A 16507-nucleotide genomic window follows, 5' to 3' on the forward strand; every position below is an offset into this window, starting at 1 on the left:
ATACTAAATTTTAGACATTTTGTCCATTTAATGATATTTTTTGCATATGTAGTCAGTAGTATTTGATTCGACAGCCATGACCCAGTCCGGTCCCAGACGGAGGCAGGCAGGGCAAGGACGCCTGCAGGCATGAGCCGGTGGCTATTTGAGGGTATGTATACAAGAAAGCGAAGGATAAAGCGAAATGGTATCAACGATACGATTGACAGTCGGACAGGCCATTGTGCGGTTCTTGGAGGCGCAGCAAGTCACCCGCGACGGGCAGACCAACACCTTCTTCGGAGGTGCCCTGGGCATCATGGGACATGGCAATGTCGGTGGCGTTGGGCAGGCCTTTTTAGAAGAGAAAGAACGAATGCGCTTCATCCAAGGGCGCAATGAACAAGGCATGGGCCACATAGCCGTCGGCTACGCACGGCTCAAAAACCGCATGGGAGCCATGGTCGTGACCACCTCCATCGGTCCAGGAGCCGCCAACCTAGTGACTGCTGCTGGCACGGCAACGGTCAACCATCTTCCCGTCCTCCTGCTGCCCAGCGATATCTTCTCTACCCGTCGTGCCGGTTCAGTCCTGCAGCAGATAGAGGATGAACGCTCCTATGATGTTTCCGGCAACGACTCCCTGCGCCCCGTCAGTCGCTACTGGGATAGGATCAACCGCCCTGAACAGCTCCCGGCAGCGCTCTTGGCAGCCATGGAAACGCTGACGAACCCGGCCAAGACAGGGGCGGTAACCCTCTGCCTGCCCCAGGATGTTCAGGCCGAAGCCTACGACTTCCCCGCTTCCCTCTTCAAGGAACGCATCTGGAGAATCGGCCGGCCCCGAGCGGATGCGGACGCTTTGGCTGCAGCCGCCGAAGCCATACGTGCCAGTAAACGGCCCTTCATTATTGCCGGCGGCGGTACAGTCTACTCTTCAGCCAGCCAGGACTTGACCGACTTCATTGAACATACCGGCATCCCCGTTGGCAGCACTCAGGCCGCCAAGGGGGCTGTAGCCTATGAGCATCCATTGAACGTCGGACCCCTCGGCTCCATCGGACTCAAATATGCCAATCAGCTAGCACGCCAAGCCGACCTGATCATCGGCATCGGAACCAGGTACACCGACTTTACTTCAGCATCGAATACCATGTTCCAGGACCCCTCGGTACGCTTTGTCAATATCAACGTAGCCTCCTTTGATGCCAACAAGGAAGCAGCCATCGCGGTCGTCGGGGATGCCAGGGAGGCAATTCGTGAACTGAGCCGAGCCCTGAAAGACTGGCAAGTACCTTCTGACTACCGCAGGCAGGCGGAGGAGGCTGCAGATGAAGCAAGGGCGGAAGTCGTTCGGCAGACCCAGCATATTCCCGGAGACAACAAGCTCGGTCAAAAGGAGGTGATCGGCATTGTCAACAGTTTCGCCAAGCCTCAGGATGTGGTGGTCAACGCCGCCGGATCCATGCCTAGTGACCTGCAGAAGCTCTGGAGACCAGGATCCCCTCTAGGCTATTCAGTCGAATACGGATACTCCTGCATGGGCTACGAAATACCAGCTGGCCTAGGGATGCGTATGGCTGCACCAGATCGGGAGATCTTCACCTTCATCGGAGACGCCTCCTTCCTCATGTACCACCAGGATGTCCTCACTGCCATTCAGGAACATGAAAAAATCATCATTATTCTGGTCGACAATCACGGGTTCGGTTCCATCAACACCCTCTCCCATCAGGTTGGATCACAGGGGTTTGAAACCCGCTTCTACATGAAGAATGAGCAGGGACTGGAGGACAAGGACCACTACCTGCCCATCGATTTCCCGAAGATATTGGAGGGGTATGGCGTACCCACCTATTGCCCCACTGACGCCGAGGAGCTCAAGGACGCAGTCAAGAAGGCCGTCGATGGCGAGACCATAGCCGCCATCTACGTGACGGTAGACCCTGTTGTCCGCGACAACTCATCCCAGGCCTGGTGGGATGTAGCGACACCCCAGGTGGCCCATATAGATTCCAGCAAGCAGGCCCACCAGGCCTATGAGGAGGTACGCACCAAGGAGCAGAAGCTTTACCTGTAAGTTTCACCCTCTCCAGGTCCAACCTATTGCTGGGCAGAAACCTGGAAATATCAATGATGGGGTGGGGAACACCTTTCGCGTTCCCCACCCCATCATTGTGCTTTACACCTTGGGTCTCTGCTAAACAACCAGAGAGTGCGTCCTTGGCCTTTTTATTTATTCAGCTGAACCTTCTGCCGGTTCATCACCCAAGGGACGCTCTGCCCGCTCTACCTGGGAGGCGTCCTCAGAGAGATCGGCATCTGGGGTGGCAGACACTGGGGCTCCAACCAGTTCAGGCTCCTGGTTCTGTCCATCGGCAGAGCTAGCCGCATGACGGGGTCCCTCGAAGGGCTTGCCCGTGAAGGTGAACTCGCCTAGGATGCCCTCACCTTCTGCGTCAACCTGAACGGACTCGTTGTCCGTAAGTTCGCCCATGAGAATCTTCTCGGAGACCGCATCCTCGATGTCCCGCTGGATGACGCGGCGCAGAGGCCGGGCACCCAGGAGCGGATCGAAGCCCTTCTCGGCCAGCAGGTCCTTGGCCTTGTCGGTCAGATCCAAGGACATGTGGCGTTCGAAGAGACGATCATTGAGCTGAGCGATGTCCAGATCGACGATTTGACGGACCTGAGGCTCGGTCAGCTGCTGGAAGACAATGATGTCATCCAGTCGGTTCAGGAACTCGGGCCTGAACTGCTGCTTGAGCTCACTGGTCACCTGGTCCTTCATCCTCTGATAGGAGGTCTCGGTGTTGCCACTCACGTTGAAGCCGGTGTTTGCTGCCTTGGCGATGTCGCGGGTTCCCAGGTTGGTGGTCAGGATGATAATGGTGTTCTTGAAGTCCACCATGCGACCCTGCCCATCAGTCAGATGGCCGTCGTCCAGCACCTGCAGCAGGGTGTTGAAAATGTCCGGATGGGCCTTCTCGATCTCGTCGAAGAGGACCACGGAGAATGGCTTGCGCCTGACCTTCTCGGTCAGCTCGCCGCCCTCTTCGTATCCCACGTACCCCGGAGGGGCACCGAAGAGACGAGAAGTGGAATACTTCTCCGAGAACTCGGACATATCCACCCGGATCAGGGCATTCTCATCATCAAAGAGGAACTGGGCCAGAGCCTTGGCCAGCTCGGTCTTGCCCACACCGGTGGGCCCAGCGAAGATGAAGGAACCTGCAGGACGCTTGGGATCCTTGAGGCCCACACGGGTACGGCGGATGGAGCGGGACAGGGCGGAGACGGCCTCATCCTGGCCGATGATCCGCTTGTGCAGCTCCTTCTCCATACCCAGGAGCTTCTTGGACTCGGCCTGGGTCAGCTTGAAGACCGGGATGCCGGTGGTCGAAGAGACCACCTCAGCGATCACATCCTCGTCGACAACCATCTTCACGTCGGACTCGCCCTCGTGCCAGGCCTGCTCCTTCTCCTTGCGCTCGGCCTCCAGCTTCTCCTGGCTGTCACGCAGCTGAGCGGCCTTCTCGAAGTCCTGGTCCTTGATGGCCTGGTCCTTCTGGGCGGAGATACGATCCACCTTGGCATCCAGCTCTTTGAGCTCTGGCGGGGCAGTCAGCCTCTTGATGCGCAGACGTGCACCAGCCTCATCGATCAGGTCTATAGCCTTGTCAGGCAGGTTCCTGTCCTGAATGTAGCGTGCAGAGAGCTCAGCCGCCGATTGCAGGGCCTTGTCGGTGATGGTGACGTGGTGATGATGCTCGTAGCGACCGCGCAGACCCTTAAGGATCTCGATGGTCTGGGCGATTGTGGGCTCGGAGACCTGAATAGGCTGGAAGCGCCTCTCAAGTGCTGCGTCCTTCTCGATGTACTTGCGATACTCGTCGGTAGTGGTGGCACCGATGGTCTGCAGCTCGCCGCGGGCCAGCAGGGGCTTAAGCATGTCAGAAGCGCCCAGGGCCCCGTCGGCCGAACCCGCTCCGACGATGGTGTGAATCTCATCAATGAAGAGAATGATGTCGCCCCGGGTCTTGATCTCCTTGAGCACCTTCTTCAGACGCTCCTCGAAATCGCCACGATATCGTGAACCGGCCACCATGGAGCCCAGGTCCAGCGAGTAGACCTGCTTGCCCTTGAGCGTCTCCGGAACATCGCCCTCATGAATCTTCTGCGCCAGGCCCTCGACCACGGCGGTCTTGCCCACGCCAGGCTCGCCGATCAGCACCGGGTTGTTCTTGGTCCTCCTGGACAGAACGACCATGACCCGCTCAATCTCGTTGGCTCGCCCGATGACCGGGTCCAGCTTGCCTTCAGCGGCTTCCTGGGTCAGGTTCCTGCCGAACTGGTCCAGGATGGCCGAACCGGTTTGTCCGCCCTTGTTGGAAACGCCGCCAGCATTTGCCAGATCGCCCTTGCCAGCGTCGCCGCCTTCATGGTTGCCGCGAATCATGTCAATAGTGGCGGTCCGCAGATCGCCCAGATCCACACCCATCTTGATCAACACCTGGGTGCCGACGCCCTCACCCTCACGAATGAGGCCGAGGAGGATGTGCTCAGTGCCAATGTATGAGTGACCCAATTGAAGAGCTTCGCGCAGCGACAGCTCCAAGACCTGACGGGCGTGCGGCGTGAATGGGATGTGCCCATTGGGGACCGCATTGCCCTTACCGATCATCTCCTCAACCTGCTTGCGTGTGGCATCCAGTTCCACGCCCTTGGAGGCCAGGGCCTTGGCGGCAACACCGTCACCTTCCCTGATCAGGCCCAGGAGGAGGTGCTCGGTGCCGATGTAGTTGTGCTGCAGGGTGCGGGCCTCTTCCTGCGCCAGCACAATCACCCGCCGCGCACGGTCGGTAAACCGTTCGAACATACTTGTCCTTCCCTTTGATCCGTAATTCACTCTACAGATTTACGGTGACGTTTATTCTCGGCCCGCCGGTGATTGCGCTCTGAACGCAACGAGGCCTTGGAATCAGTCCTCTGAGCCGTCTTCTGACTCCATCTGCTCCATAAGTTCCACCTCAGGGCGCTCCTCGCGTGGCTTCTGCCTGACCACATCAATATGAAGATCGTCATAGGCCGGCTGGGACTGAACCCAAAGATGGGACTCCTCCTGGGGCTCGATCTCAGAATGCTCACCGCAGCCATGATCCAGGGAGACCACACGCCCGTCGTCCGGGCTCCAACGATTCGCGCACACGCCGAACATAGTCCCCAGATCGCCAGCCAGGGGAATCATGAAACCGCAGGTCTCGCATGCCTTGCCCTTGGCCGTCCGGGTCGATAGGGACTTGGGACCGTGCTGACCCTCGTACCAGCGCTTGGCGGTGGCCGTCCTAGCCTCGGCAGTCATCACGTGCCGGCGGCTCAGAGCGAAGCGATCGACAGCCTCATCCAGGTCGGCGGCAGAGGTCTGTGCATCGAAGGAAACCTGATCATTCGGTTCTTGCTTGTGAACGTCTTTTTCGCCACCTGAGCGGTCTACCAGGCGGAAGACCGCACCGTCAGTCCCCTGACCGGCACCATCAGCATCAACCGAGGCTGATGCTTTCTGACCTTCTTTATTCTCCTCTGAGGTCTGCTCTACTTCAGAATTCTGAGGCACTGCCTGCGCAGGTTTGTATCCGGCTGTCAGCCTGGGATCGTCGGGATCCGTTCCCATGACGTCTGTTACGCTCAGATCCGAGGGCAACAGGCGATCCTTCCAGGGAACCCATGCCGGGGGTTGCAGGGCCGCATCAGTAGGCACCAGCGACGATTCATCCACAGTCCAGGTATCGGCATCCTCATCGCGGTAAAGGGTGACCGACCACTGCCAGCCCTCGTATCCCTTGATGGCCGAGGCGAACCGGTAGTCCCAGACTCCATCCCCAATCGGGGTACGGCCGACCAGTTCACCGACCTCATCGCTGTCGGCAGCCACGCTCAGGGCCACTCGCCTGGCCAGTTCCTCAGGATCCAGGTCCTCTTGAACCATCTATCACACCTTCATCATCAGTGGGACCGGACAAGACCGATCCACATCGGATTCTTCTCGCCGTCCACTCAGTCCGGCACATCAAAGTCATCGGCCACAGCCCTCAGAAGGGTGGCCAGCTTGGCGGATTCGGCCCGACCTGGATAGTGGTGCCGACGCAGGCCATTGCCAGCCGAATCGAGCAGCTTGATCAAATCCTCCACGATGGCGGCCATATCGTCCGGATCGGGTCGTTTGGCGCGCAGGATGGAGGGGGTCGGCCCCACCAGCTTCAGATCCAGGGCCTGGGGGCCCTTGCGGCCCTCAGCCACCGAGAACTCCACTCGGGATCCCTTGCGTATGGTGGATACCCCAGCAGGCAGAGCTGATGAGGGCAGGAAGACATCTCCACCTTGTTCATCCGTGATGAACCCGAACCCCCGCTTGGCGTCGTACCACCGTACTCTCCCGCTGGGCATGCTCTGCCACTTCCTTACGTTGCATCTTGAACAGATATATCCGAAATCAGTCTACCTGACTGAAAAGGGCAGGACGACCCATCTTGTCATGGGCGTACGGGACGGTTGGCGGCAGGATTGGCTTGATCCTCAGCGCCCTCCTGATCCCGCCTGACCCCCTGGGGTATGACGATGGTGAAGGTCAAGCCGCCTCCCTGAGTCTGCGAGGCGCAGATGAAACCTTGATGGGCCTTGACAATGGACTGGACGATAGCCAGTCCAAGCCCCGTACCGCCCTTCTCCCGAGCCCTTGACGGGTCGGCGGTATAGAAGCGCTCGAAGAGCCTGGACCTGGATTCCTTCGGGACACCAGGTCCATGGTCAACCACGCGGATGATGGCATAGTCGGTGCCCACATGGCTGTTTTCTGCCACCTGAATCGCCTCAGTCAGGTGTCCCAGCGAGGACTCAGTGGCATCCAACCTGGTCAGATCCGCTGGAGCGATGGTCGCCTTGACCAGACCCAATCCCACCTGGACCGGCGAATCAGACGGAGTGTAGCGGTGGATATTGCCCACGATGTTGGTAATCACCTGACGAAGGCGGCTGGGGTCGCCTGTCACCTGTACCGAGGGCAAGGGTCCTTCCTGGATATCCAAGCTGACCGATGGACCCAGGTGCCCGCCCACGGTGATTTTCTCCTTGTTGCGTCCCTTGAGGCCTGACAGTCCCTTGCTGGCTGTGGCTGGCATCTCCTGGGGAGCAGGCTGATCCTCGGTATGCAGGCAAACCCTTCCAGTAGCCACCTCTCTTCCCAGATCCAGGGCATGCAGGTCGTCCACCCCGTCTCGAACCAGTCCGGTCAAATCGACCGCCAGGGTCGGGTCGATTCCCCTACCCTCATCCAGGCGAGCAAGCGAAAGCAGATCCGTGACCAGGACCGTCATCCTGGTGGAAGAATCCTCGATGTGCTTGATGGATTTGTCGGCACGCTCCAAAGCCCCTGGATAATCGCGCTGCATCCTGTAGAGCTCTGCATAGCCGTGGATGGCGGCCAGAGGAGTGCGCAACTCGTGACTGGCGTCCGAAACGAACTGCTTCATCTTTTCAGTGGTCTGGCGCTGCTCGTCGAAGGAATGCTCGATTCGCGCCAGCATGGCATTGAGGGATGCCGCCAGGGAGCCCACTTCGGTATTCTCCGGGAAGCTGGGAATGCGTTGGGAAAGGTCGCCGGCCGCTATCTTTGCAGCAGTCTTCTCGATGCGCTTGAGGGGAACCAGAGTGGACTGAATCAGCAGGACCGAAATGATCCCGCCCAGAAGAACAACCACGGCGGAGATGACCATGCAGAAAGCCGTCAGATCGTGCACGGCCTCATCCTGGTCGCTCATGGACAGACCGATGAAGAGCACGCCGCTGATTTCGGAACCGTCCAGTTCATTGCGCAGCTTCCACTGCATAGCCACTACGCGCCAAGATGCCCGGGCACGCTTCATGGTGTCGCGGTCGGGCGAGGCCTGTTTAGAGATCCGCACGTATGCCGGTACCGTGGTCGGCTGGCCAAGGGGTATCGAACCCAGGCTGCCGTCGGCGGGCAGACGCGGGCGGGAGATGACCCCGTTGACCTGCATGGGATTGAGGTCGTCCGAAATGATGTGCAGGTCGTTGTCGCGGATCTGCAGGAAGTAGTCGGTGGGACCCAGGCCGTTCTTGCTCAGATCCTCCTGGCGCAGAAGGGTGGCATTGCGGATGCCCAGGTTGGCCTGGCGGATCAGCTGGGAGTCCGTACGCTTCATCAGATAGTCGTCGGCCATCTGACAGATGGCTACAGAGACGCCCACCGTGCCCACGATGAGCAGGATGAGCATGCTGGCCACAAGTTTGGTGCTTAGGGGAATCGCAGCCAGAGGCGACCTGGGCATGGACCTGCCCCTCGGCTTGCTGGAGTCGGCTCCCCTGCCGGAGTCCGAACCCTTGAACGACCTGGACCTGTCAGCCGACCTCGGGTCGGGAACAGCCGACTGTTCTGTCTTAGGGGTCGGACCCTGGGGACTAGTCGCCATCGCCGCCGTCCGATGCGTTCTGCCTGGGGGCCCGAATCATGTAGCCGATTCCTCGCTTGGTCTCGATCAGCGGGGTGACCTTGCGCTCCCTGCCATGTCCGTCGCTGACGGTGATACCATCCACCTTCTTGCGCAGATAGGAGATGTAGGATTCCACAATGGCCGCATCGCCGCCCCAGTCGTACTGCCAGACGTGGTCCAGAATCTGGGCCTTGCTGAGCACACGACCCTCATTGTCCATCAGGTAGCGCAGCAGCTTGTATTCGGTCGGGCTCAGGTCGATGGGTCGGCCGGCCCTAGTGACGTCGTGGGAATCCTCGTTGATCTCCAGATCGCCTACGCGGATGATCGGGTCGTCCTCCTGATGCTCGCGGGTTCTGCGCAGTATAGCCTTGATTCTGGCCACAACCTCCTCTAGGCTGAATGGTTTGGTCACATAATCGTCGCCGCCCACAGTCAACCCCATGACCTTGTCCTGGGTGTCGTCCCTGGCGGTCAGGAAAAGCACCGGCGCATCGATTCCCTCCTGACGGATACGGGAGGTGACCGTAAACCCATCGATGTCAGGCAGCATGACATCCAGGACGATCAAATCGGGCTGGATGCGCTCAATGACCTGAATGGCCTCGGAGCCGGACGCCGCGGTCTCGACCGCAAAGCCCGCGAAGTGCAGGGAAGCCACCAGCAGATCCCTGATGGACGGTTCGTCGTCGACCACGACCAGTTGTGCTTGCGTCGGTTTGCTCATGGCTTCAGCTTGCCGCCTCTTTCTGGGTATTATCTGAAAGTTCGCTGACTGTCTCGGTCGGACCTGGTTTCTTCTTCACTGAACTGGACCTGCGATGATGAGCCCCGCTTCGGCTGCTACGACGCCACCAAATCGTAACGGCCACGCCCAGAATGACCAGGACCACAACCGTTACCGAAAGAGCGATGATCATGACCCGGTGATGCCTGTGATTTTGCTCAAGAGTCTCCACTTGGGTCATCATGGCCTTGGCCGAGCCCACCCAGTCAGGATTGCGGCTTTTGGTGACCGGCTCCAGAGCAGCCTGCGAGAGCTGATCCACGCTGGATTGGTCCTTGAGCCAGGCCTGCGAGTTGCTGGAGACTGCCACGACCAATTTGCCGTCCTGAGAGGCCACGGCCAGCATAACCGTGTCCTGGGCGGGATTCATTGATTCGAGCACCCGGGATGCCCAGATCTCCGGCTTGACACCCTCATAGAAATGCGGCAGGTAGAGCAGTCGGACCGATACTCCTGTTTGCTCTGCAGTCTCCTTGATCGCATCCTTGACGGATCCCACATCAGAACCCAGCAGATTCTGTGGATCAGTGATCGTGTCGGTCATGGTTCCGGCCCCGGTCTGAGGCTCATCGGCAAAGACCCTGGTCTGTCCAAGGGCGCCTGTCATCAAAACCGTCAAGAGCAGGAAAGCCAGAACCCGCCTCATGGCCGGAGCGCAGCCTGGACTCGCCTTGTGGAGGAAGACTCGTTCGACCACATGGGTCCGTGGACGGGGCAACCGCGTGAACACTGTCATAGTGTCCACAGTAGCGGCTGACGGCATCGGACTCCCCCACCATCACCGCCATTCACGGAAAGGACAACCATGACACGGTTCCAAGTTGATTCAGATCAGATACAGACAGCCTCCGGCGCAGTCAGCGGCTCGATAGGGGCCATCAGAGATGCCGTGGCGGGAATGTACACCAACCTGGACAATCTTCAAAGCGTCTGGCAGGGCTCGGCGGCCAGCCAATTCGCCACAGTGGCCCAGCAGTGGCGCGCCTCGCAAGCCCAGATGGAACAAGCACTTGAAGGCATCCAGGCGGCATTAACCCAAGCTTCTGCTCTTTATGCAGATACCGAAGCCCAGGCCACACGCCTCTTCGCCGGAGCCTGAGCACCGGACCTATGTGCTGGCAGCTCAAAACTATTTGACCACGGCATATCGGGTCCAGATCTGGCAAGCATATGGAAAGACAGACCATAAAAGAGACAGGGGCCTGCGCACCATTCCCGGTGCGCAGGCCCCTGTCCTTGGCGATCACTAGGTTCAGCCGAAAAGCTCAGCCGAACCTCAAGGATCAGTAGCCCATGTCGCCCTGAGGCTGAGCGGCGGCAGGTGCCGGAGGCTCAGGCTTGTTGGCCACGACAGCCTCGGTGGTCAGGAAGAGCCCAGCAATGGAGGCTGCGTTCTGCAGCGCGGAACGGGTCACCTTGACGGGGTCGGCCACGCCGGCCTCCAGCAGGTCCTGGTACTCATTGTTGGCGGCGTTGAAGCCTTGGCCAGCAGGCAGCGAACGGACCTTGTTGATGACCACGTCACCAGAGACACCGCTGTTCTCGGCGATCTGCTTGATGGGGGCTTCGATGGCACGGAAGACGATGGAAGCGCCGGTGGACTCGTCTCCATCCAGCTTGACTTCCTTCTCAGCCTTGGCTGCGGCCTGAACCAGAGCCACGCCACCTCCGGGCAGCAGGCCCTCTTCAATGGCAGCCTTGGCGTTACGGACAGCATCCTCGATGCGGTGCTTACGCTCCTTGGCCTCGACCTCGGTGGCTGCGCCGACCTTGATGACGGCCACGCCGCCGGCCAGCTTGGCCAGCCGCTCCTGCAGCTTCTCGCGATCATAGTCCGAATCGGTGTTCTCGATCTCGGTGCGAATCTGGCCCACACGTGCGGAGACCTCGTCCTTGGAACCGCCACCGGAAACGATGGTGGTCTCGTCCTTGGAGACGATGACCTTCTTGGCAGTACCCAGCACGCTCATGTCGATGGAGTCCAGTTTGAGACCGAGCTCATCGGACACGACCTGTGCGCCGGTCAGGATGGCCATATCCTGCAGCATGGCCTTGCGGCGGTCGCCGAAGCCAGGAGCCTTGACAGCGCAGGAATTGAAGGTGCCGCGGATCTTGTTGAGGATCAGAGTGGGCAGCGCCTCGCCGTCCACGTCCTCGGCCACGATCAGTAAGGGCTTGCCGGTCTTCATGACCAGCTCGGCAATGTGGACCACGTCCTGCTGGCTGGAAACCTTGCCCGAGGTCAGCAGAATGTAGGGATCATCCAGAACGGCGGTCTGATCGTCGTTGTTGGTGACGAAGTAAGGAGCGATGTAGCCCTTGTCGAAGCGCATGCCCTCGGTGAACTCCAGATCCAGTCCGAAGCGGTTGTTGTCCTCGACGGTGACCACGCCATCCTGGCCGACCTTGTCCAGAGCCTCGGCGATCTCATTGCCGATCTCGGGGTCGCCTGCAGAAATGGTGGCGGTGGCAGCGATCTGGTCCTTGGTCTCGACTTCCTTGGACTGGGCCACGAGTTCCTTGACGATGGCGTCAGCAGCCTTCTCAATGCCGCGGCGCAGGGCAATGGGGTTGGACCCGGCGGCCACGTTCTTCAGACCCTCATGCACCAGGGACTGGGCCAGCACGGTAGCGGTGGTGGTGCCGTCTCCGGCGACGTCGTCAGTCTTCTTGGCGACTTCCTTGACCAGCTCGGCGCCGATGCGCTCGTACGGATCCTCCAGGTCGATCTCCTTGGCGATGGAGACGCCATCGTTGGTGATTGTCGGTGCGCCGTAGGACTTGTCCAGCACCACATTGCGGCCCTTGGGGCCCAGCGTAACCTTGACCGTATCGGCCAGCTTGTCCAGGCCGGCAAGCATGCCCTGACGAGCTTCCTCGTCATACTCGATGATTTTTGCCATTGTTGCTTCCTCCGTCATGGCTTGAGGTTTCATGACCCACCGTCGGCGTGGAACGGAACCCGACCGTCAGCTGTCGTGTTATCACTCCCGCACCTCGAGTGCTAATTCAGCAGATTAGCACTCGTCTGGGCCGAGTGCCAACCCGAAGGGAAAATACGCTACAGGCTGTATGTCATATCAGACTTAACGTACCGGCCACGCCTGCAGACAATCCGCACCCTGCACAATCTTGGCTCAGCGTCTGGATATGGGCTGAGGAGCCATAAAAAAGGACCCCGGAATGACCCGGGGTCCCCATGACGAATACAGAAGAGACAATCAGAGCTTGGTGACCTTGGTTGCCTGCAGGCCCTTGGGGCCCTGCTCCACCTGATATTCGACCTTATCTCCCTCATCAAGGGTCTTGAAACCATCGGACTGAATGGCTGAGTAGTGCACGAACACGTCCTCGCCGCCATCGTCAGGATTGATGAATCCGTAACCCTTGCCAGCGCTGAAGAATTTCACAGTGCCTTGTGCCATAACTAACTTCCTTAACATAGGTGCCGCGTCACAACAGATACGAGACTGACCGCATCTGCCTGGTCGGCAAGGTCAGTTTAGGCCTATTTATGAGGCAATTGCAAAACGCCGAGCCGAAATTCTGAATGTTTTGCCGTCATATTTCCTCCGCTGTGCGGCTGACCGGACTCACTGCATGAGGATGGCTTCCACCGGAGTGGAAGCTACAGAGGACTGTTCCACCTGAGTGATACCCAGCAGATTGGCCACCTCTTGGGCAGTGGCCTTGTCGGCCTCGTCACGGTAGCGGACCGTGCTTACGCCAGGCAGTGCATCCTGCGGGTTGGATGCCGTCACCGCAGTGTAACCGGCATTGACCAGAACCTGGCGCTTCTTGCCGGCATACCCGTTGACCCTGGTTCCATTGATGACGGTGACCTGCGTGCCCCGGTTGACCACGGGAGCCGGGCTGCTGCTGGAAGCGCTCGCTGACGGCGACTGGGATGAAGGCTCAGAAGTTTGTTCTTGAGAGGCTTGATCAGTAGCGGTCGCACTGCTTGAAGCAGAAGAAGATGCTGAACGCTTCGGCAGATGGCTGCTGATGACCCGGGATGCTTCGGTATGCGTCTGCTGCCAGGGCAGGGAACCGCTGACCGCAGCCCATACGCCCAGGCCGCACAGCACCGCCAAGACAACCACCAGCAGGTAGGGCAGAACCCTGATCGACAGGGAACGAGGCCCGCGATGTACGCCGACCGGCCCCTTGGGAGGGTTGTCGAACGCATCATGAACCTGAGGGCGCGCCTGCGTCCCATTGTCGCGCGTGCTAGCCATGAACTCTCCTCTGCTCCACCGGATCCTGAACCATTATAAGTAATGCGTCGTCGGGTCAACATTCAACTGACCATTCGACATCCTCCGCCAACCCTGAAATGGCCGAAGCAGTCATGACCGGCCCATATCGCCAAGCGATATAGTGACCTTATGAACAGCAGCCAGCCTATTGCCGCAACCTCCCCTGAGCCGACGAACCGAACCGGTACTAACCCTCCGACCATAGCAGGAGGCCAGGGCCGGCCTCACCGCAAACCTCTGAGCGCACTCGTGGATCCCGGCTGGGCCCGGGCTCTGGCACCTGTCGAACCCAATATTCACCGGATGGGCGACTTCCTCAGATCCGAGCTGGCCCAGGGCCACCGCTATCTGCCTGACAGCAAGAACATCCTGCGCGCCTTTACCATCCCCTTCGACTCCATCAAGGTCCTGATCGTGGGCCAGGACCCATATCCGACCCCCGGGCATCCGGTGGGACTGAGCTTCTGCGTGGACCCTGCGGTCAGCCCCATCCCCGGCTCCCTGCGCAATATCTACGCCGAGCTGAGCTCCGACCTGGGCCTGCCCACGCCTTCCAATGGCGATCTGACGCCTTGGACCAGGCGAGGGGTCATGCTGCTCAACCGCTGCCTGACTGTACGGGTTGGCAAGCCGGCCAGCCACCGGAACAAGGGCTGGGAAGAGATCACCGATGCAGCCATCCGCGCCTTGAACGACAGACGCGACCAGGAGGGCAAGGTCCGGCCCCTGGTGGCCATTCTTTGGGGACGGCAGGCCCAGAGCCTAGAGCCCCTGCTGACCAACGCAGCCATCATCAAATCCCCGCATCCCAGCCCCCTATCGGCCCGGTACGGCTTCTTTGGATCCCGTCCATTCTCCAAGGCCAACCAAGCGCTGGAGGCCATGGGCGCCCAGCCGGTGGACTGGTCCCTGACCTGAGCCCTGCTGGCTGAGTCGTCAGGAAATGCCGTTACCATGTCTGCTATGCCATTATTCCCACCTCGACCCAGTCAGTCCCCATCTGTTCAGCCCGGTAAAGACCGGCAGGTTCCGCCAATCAGCCAGGATGACCTGCAACGTTGCCGTCAGTTGGCCGACCGGATCCGGACCCGCTTTTCAAGGACTCTGGTAGGTCAGGAGAACCTGCGCGAGGCCCTGATCCTGACGCTGGTGGCCTCTGGACACATCCTGATCGAATCCGTGCCTGGCCTGGCCAAGACCACTGCCGCCCAGACCCTGGCCACCTCGGTCTCCGGCAGCTTCAAACGGATCCAGTGCACACCCGACCTGATGCCCTCGGATCTGGTAGGCACCCAGGTCTACGACTTCTCCACACAGCGCTTCTCCACACAGCTGGGACCAATTCATGCCAACTTCGTCCTTTTGGACGAGATCAACCGCTCCAACGCCAAGACCCAGTCGGCCATGCTGGAAGCCATGGCCGAGGGCGCGACCACCATCGGCGGCGAACGCATGGCCCTGCCCCAGCCCTTCATGGTGATCGCCACCCAGAACCCCATCGAAGAAGAGGGCACATACAACCTGCCCGAAGCCCAGATGGACCGGTTCATGCTCAAGGCAGTCATGACCTATCCCGATGCCGACCAGGAAACCCGAATGTTGCAGATGCTGACCACCCGTGGCACCGACATGCCCGGCAAGGACGATCGGGACGCATTGACCATCGCCGATGTGGACTTCCTGAGGCAGAAGGCCCGGCAGGTTCACGTGGCACAGCCCATCATGCGATATGCAGTCGATCTGGCAGCCACCAGCAGGGGTGCTGGTTCGCGGCCCATCCAAGGGCTGGCCGAGCAGGTGAGACTGGGAGCCAGTCCACGCGCCTCCATCGCCTTGGTGCGCATCGGCCAGGCCAGAGCCCTGCTGACAGGCAGGGATTACGTCATTCCCGAGGATCTGAAAGACTGGGCCCATTCGGTGCTCCGTCACCGGATCCTCTTGACCTTCGAGGCCCAGGCAGACGGCATCAGCAGCGACGATATCATCGACCAGATCGTCGACAGGGTGCCAGTGCCATGAGCCGTCGACACCCGTATCGCGACCCGGTCCGCAGACGGATCGAGTCCATGGACACCAGTCTGCGGCTTCCCACGGTACGCAGGGCCTTGGGCCTGTTAGAGGGCGAGCACTCCTCTGGCCGTCGCGGCGGCGGAGATGAGCGTGCCGACTTACGCGCCTATGAATTCGGAGACGAAACCCGCATGATCGACTGGCACGCCAGCGCACGGTTGGGTCGGCCCATGGTCGTGGAGCGCGAACGCCTGGTCACCAGCAAGGTCTGGCTGCTGCTGGATGTCGGCCGAGAGATGTCCGGAACATGCCCTGACGGGGAGCAGGCCATCCAGGTGGCCGCCAATGCCCTGTGCATGTTCGCCTCCCTCTGCCTGCGCCGCAGCGATGAGGTGGACCTGGTCCTGGTCGATTCATCCGCTATCCGCCGCATACCCTGCCAGGGCGGCTTCGCTCGATTCGAGCAGACCCTGGACCGAGCTCTGGAGTCACCGCTGGATCAGCCGCGCAACCTTGAAGCCCTGCTGGGCTACGCCGCTGGCATCCAGGACCGGCAGGCCATGCTGGTCATCGCCACCGACCAGTCGGCATTGAACGTTGACCTGATGCCGACCATCCGCCAGTTGGCCACCACACACCCCTTGAATCTCATCGGAGTGGAGACCATGAATCCTCTGCGCCAGCAGCCCGCTATGGACTCGGTAACGGATGCACCCAGCGGAAGGCAGATTCCGGCCTTCCTGCGCACTGCGAACGGGACACGGGCTGTAGACCTGCACAGGCGCTACCAGATCGAGGCCTTTGGGAGGGAATTGTCCAGAATCGGAGCCTCGCTGATCCGGGCCGACTCCAGTACAACCATGTTTAACAGGTTCATCCACCTGCTTTCAGCCGGCCGGCCGGGCATCCCCATGCGGCGGACGGTGATGGCGGCATGAATGCTGTCGTCCTGATCCCTCTTACGT

At 60.1% G+C, this 16507-nt stretch carries 14 protein-coding genes; 5 read left to right on the forward strand and 9 right to left on the reverse strand.

Features of this window, described 5'->3' with window-relative positions; all coding sequences use genetic code 11:
• Positions 1 to 184 precede the first annotated feature (184 nt).
• Complete coding sequence (gene iolD / locus CI603_RS08615; protein WP_121913812.1) at positions 185 to 2059, forward strand: 3D-(3,5/4)-trihydroxycyclohexane-1,2-dione acylhydrolase (decyclizing); 1875 nt, start codon at positions 185 to 187, stop codon at positions 2057 to 2059.
• A gap of 156 nt (positions 2060 to 2215) precedes the next feature.
• On the opposite strand, the gene CI603_RS08620 is transcribed toward iolD, so the two are convergent.
• The 6 genes from CI603_RS08620 to CI603_RS08645 form a co-directional block, all read right to left on the reverse strand.
• Positions 2216 to 4858, reverse strand: a complete 2643-nt coding sequence (locus CI603_RS08620; protein ID WP_259465530.1) for an ATP-dependent Clp protease ATP-binding subunit — start codon at positions 4856 to 4858, stop codon at positions 2216 to 2218.
• 102 nt (positions 4859 to 4960) lie between these two features.
• A complete protein-coding gene (locus tag CI603_RS08625) occupies positions 4961 to 5965 on the reverse strand; it encodes a DUF3027 domain-containing protein (RefSeq protein WP_121913813.1) in 1005 nt (334 codons plus the stop codon).
• A 68-nt stretch (positions 5966 to 6033) separates the two neighbouring features.
• Positions 6034 to 6423: a cold-shock protein gene (locus tag CI603_RS08630; RefSeq protein WP_015022102.1), complete on the reverse strand. Its 390-nt coding sequence runs from the start codon at positions 6421 to 6423 to the stop codon at positions 6034 to 6036.
• Positions 6424 to 6509: 86 nt separating this feature from the next.
• A complete protein-coding gene (locus tag CI603_RS09205) occupies positions 6510 to 8324 on the reverse strand; it encodes a HAMP domain-containing sensor histidine kinase (RefSeq protein WP_310886184.1) in 1815 nt (604 codons plus the stop codon).
• 130 nt (positions 8325 to 8454) lie between these two features.
• On the reverse strand, positions 8455 to 9213 hold the full coding sequence (locus CI603_RS08640) for a response regulator transcription factor (protein ID WP_121913814.1): 759 nt from the start codon (positions 9211 to 9213) through the stop codon (positions 8455 to 8457).
• A gap of 4 nt (positions 9214 to 9217) precedes the next feature.
• Positions 9218 to 10009, reverse strand: coding sequence for a TPM domain-containing protein (locus tag CI603_RS08645; protein WP_147438307.1), 792 nt, complete (start codon positions 10007 to 10009; stop codon positions 9218 to 9220).
• Positions 10010 to 10078: 69 nt separating this feature from the next.
• Between CI603_RS08645 and CI603_RS08650 the strand changes: the two genes are divergently transcribed.
• Entirely contained in the window at positions 10079 to 10372 is a 294-nt protein-coding gene (locus tag CI603_RS08650; RefSeq protein WP_015022106.1) for a WXG100 family type VII secretion target, read from the forward strand.
• Between the two features lie 184 nt (positions 10373 to 10556).
• Here CI603_RS08650 and groL read toward each other — a convergent pair whose 3' ends face one another.
• The 3 genes from groL to CI603_RS08665 form a co-directional block, all read right to left on the reverse strand.
• Positions 10557 to 12176, reverse strand: coding sequence for a chaperonin GroEL (gene groL / locus CI603_RS08655; protein ID WP_046323120.1), 1620 nt, complete (start codon positions 12174 to 12176; stop codon positions 10557 to 10559).
• Positions 12177 to 12494: 318 nt separating this feature from the next.
• Entirely contained in the window at positions 12495 to 12698 is a 204-nt protein-coding gene (locus CI603_RS08660) for a cold-shock protein (protein WP_015022108.1), read from the reverse strand.
• Between the two features lie 168 nt (positions 12699 to 12866).
• Positions 12867 to 13511 (reverse strand): LytR C-terminal domain-containing protein, encoded by a 645-nt coding sequence (locus CI603_RS08665; RefSeq protein WP_121913816.1) that lies wholly within the window; start codon positions 13509 to 13511, stop codon positions 12867 to 12869.
• 150 nt (positions 13512 to 13661) lie between these two features.
• Between CI603_RS08665 and CI603_RS08670 the strand changes: the two genes are divergently transcribed.
• Genes CI603_RS08670 through CI603_RS08680 form a run of 3 tightly spaced genes read left to right on the forward strand, consistent with a single transcriptional unit; the run spans position 13662 to position 16480 of the window.
• A complete protein-coding gene (locus CI603_RS08670; protein WP_259465531.1) occupies positions 13662 to 14450 on the forward strand; it encodes a uracil-DNA glycosylase in 789 nt (262 codons plus the stop codon).
• Positions 14451 to 14486: 36 nt separating this feature from the next.
• Positions 14487 to 15551, forward strand: a complete 1065-nt coding sequence (locus CI603_RS08675; protein ID WP_121913817.1) for a MoxR family ATPase — start codon at positions 14487 to 14489, stop codon at positions 15549 to 15551.
• Entirely contained in the window at positions 15548 to 16480 is a 933-nt protein-coding gene (locus tag CI603_RS08680) for a DUF58 domain-containing protein (protein ID WP_121913818.1), read from the forward strand. Before CI603_RS08675 ends, CI603_RS08680 begins: the two co-directional genes overlap by 4 nt.
• Positions 16481 to 16507 lie beyond the last annotated feature (27 nt).

This window comes from Bifidobacterium sp. wkB338, assembly GCF_003688325.1.
Taxonomy (GTDB): domain Bacteria; phylum Actinomycetota; class Actinomycetes; order Actinomycetales; family Bifidobacteriaceae; genus Bombiscardovia; species Bombiscardovia polysaccharolytica.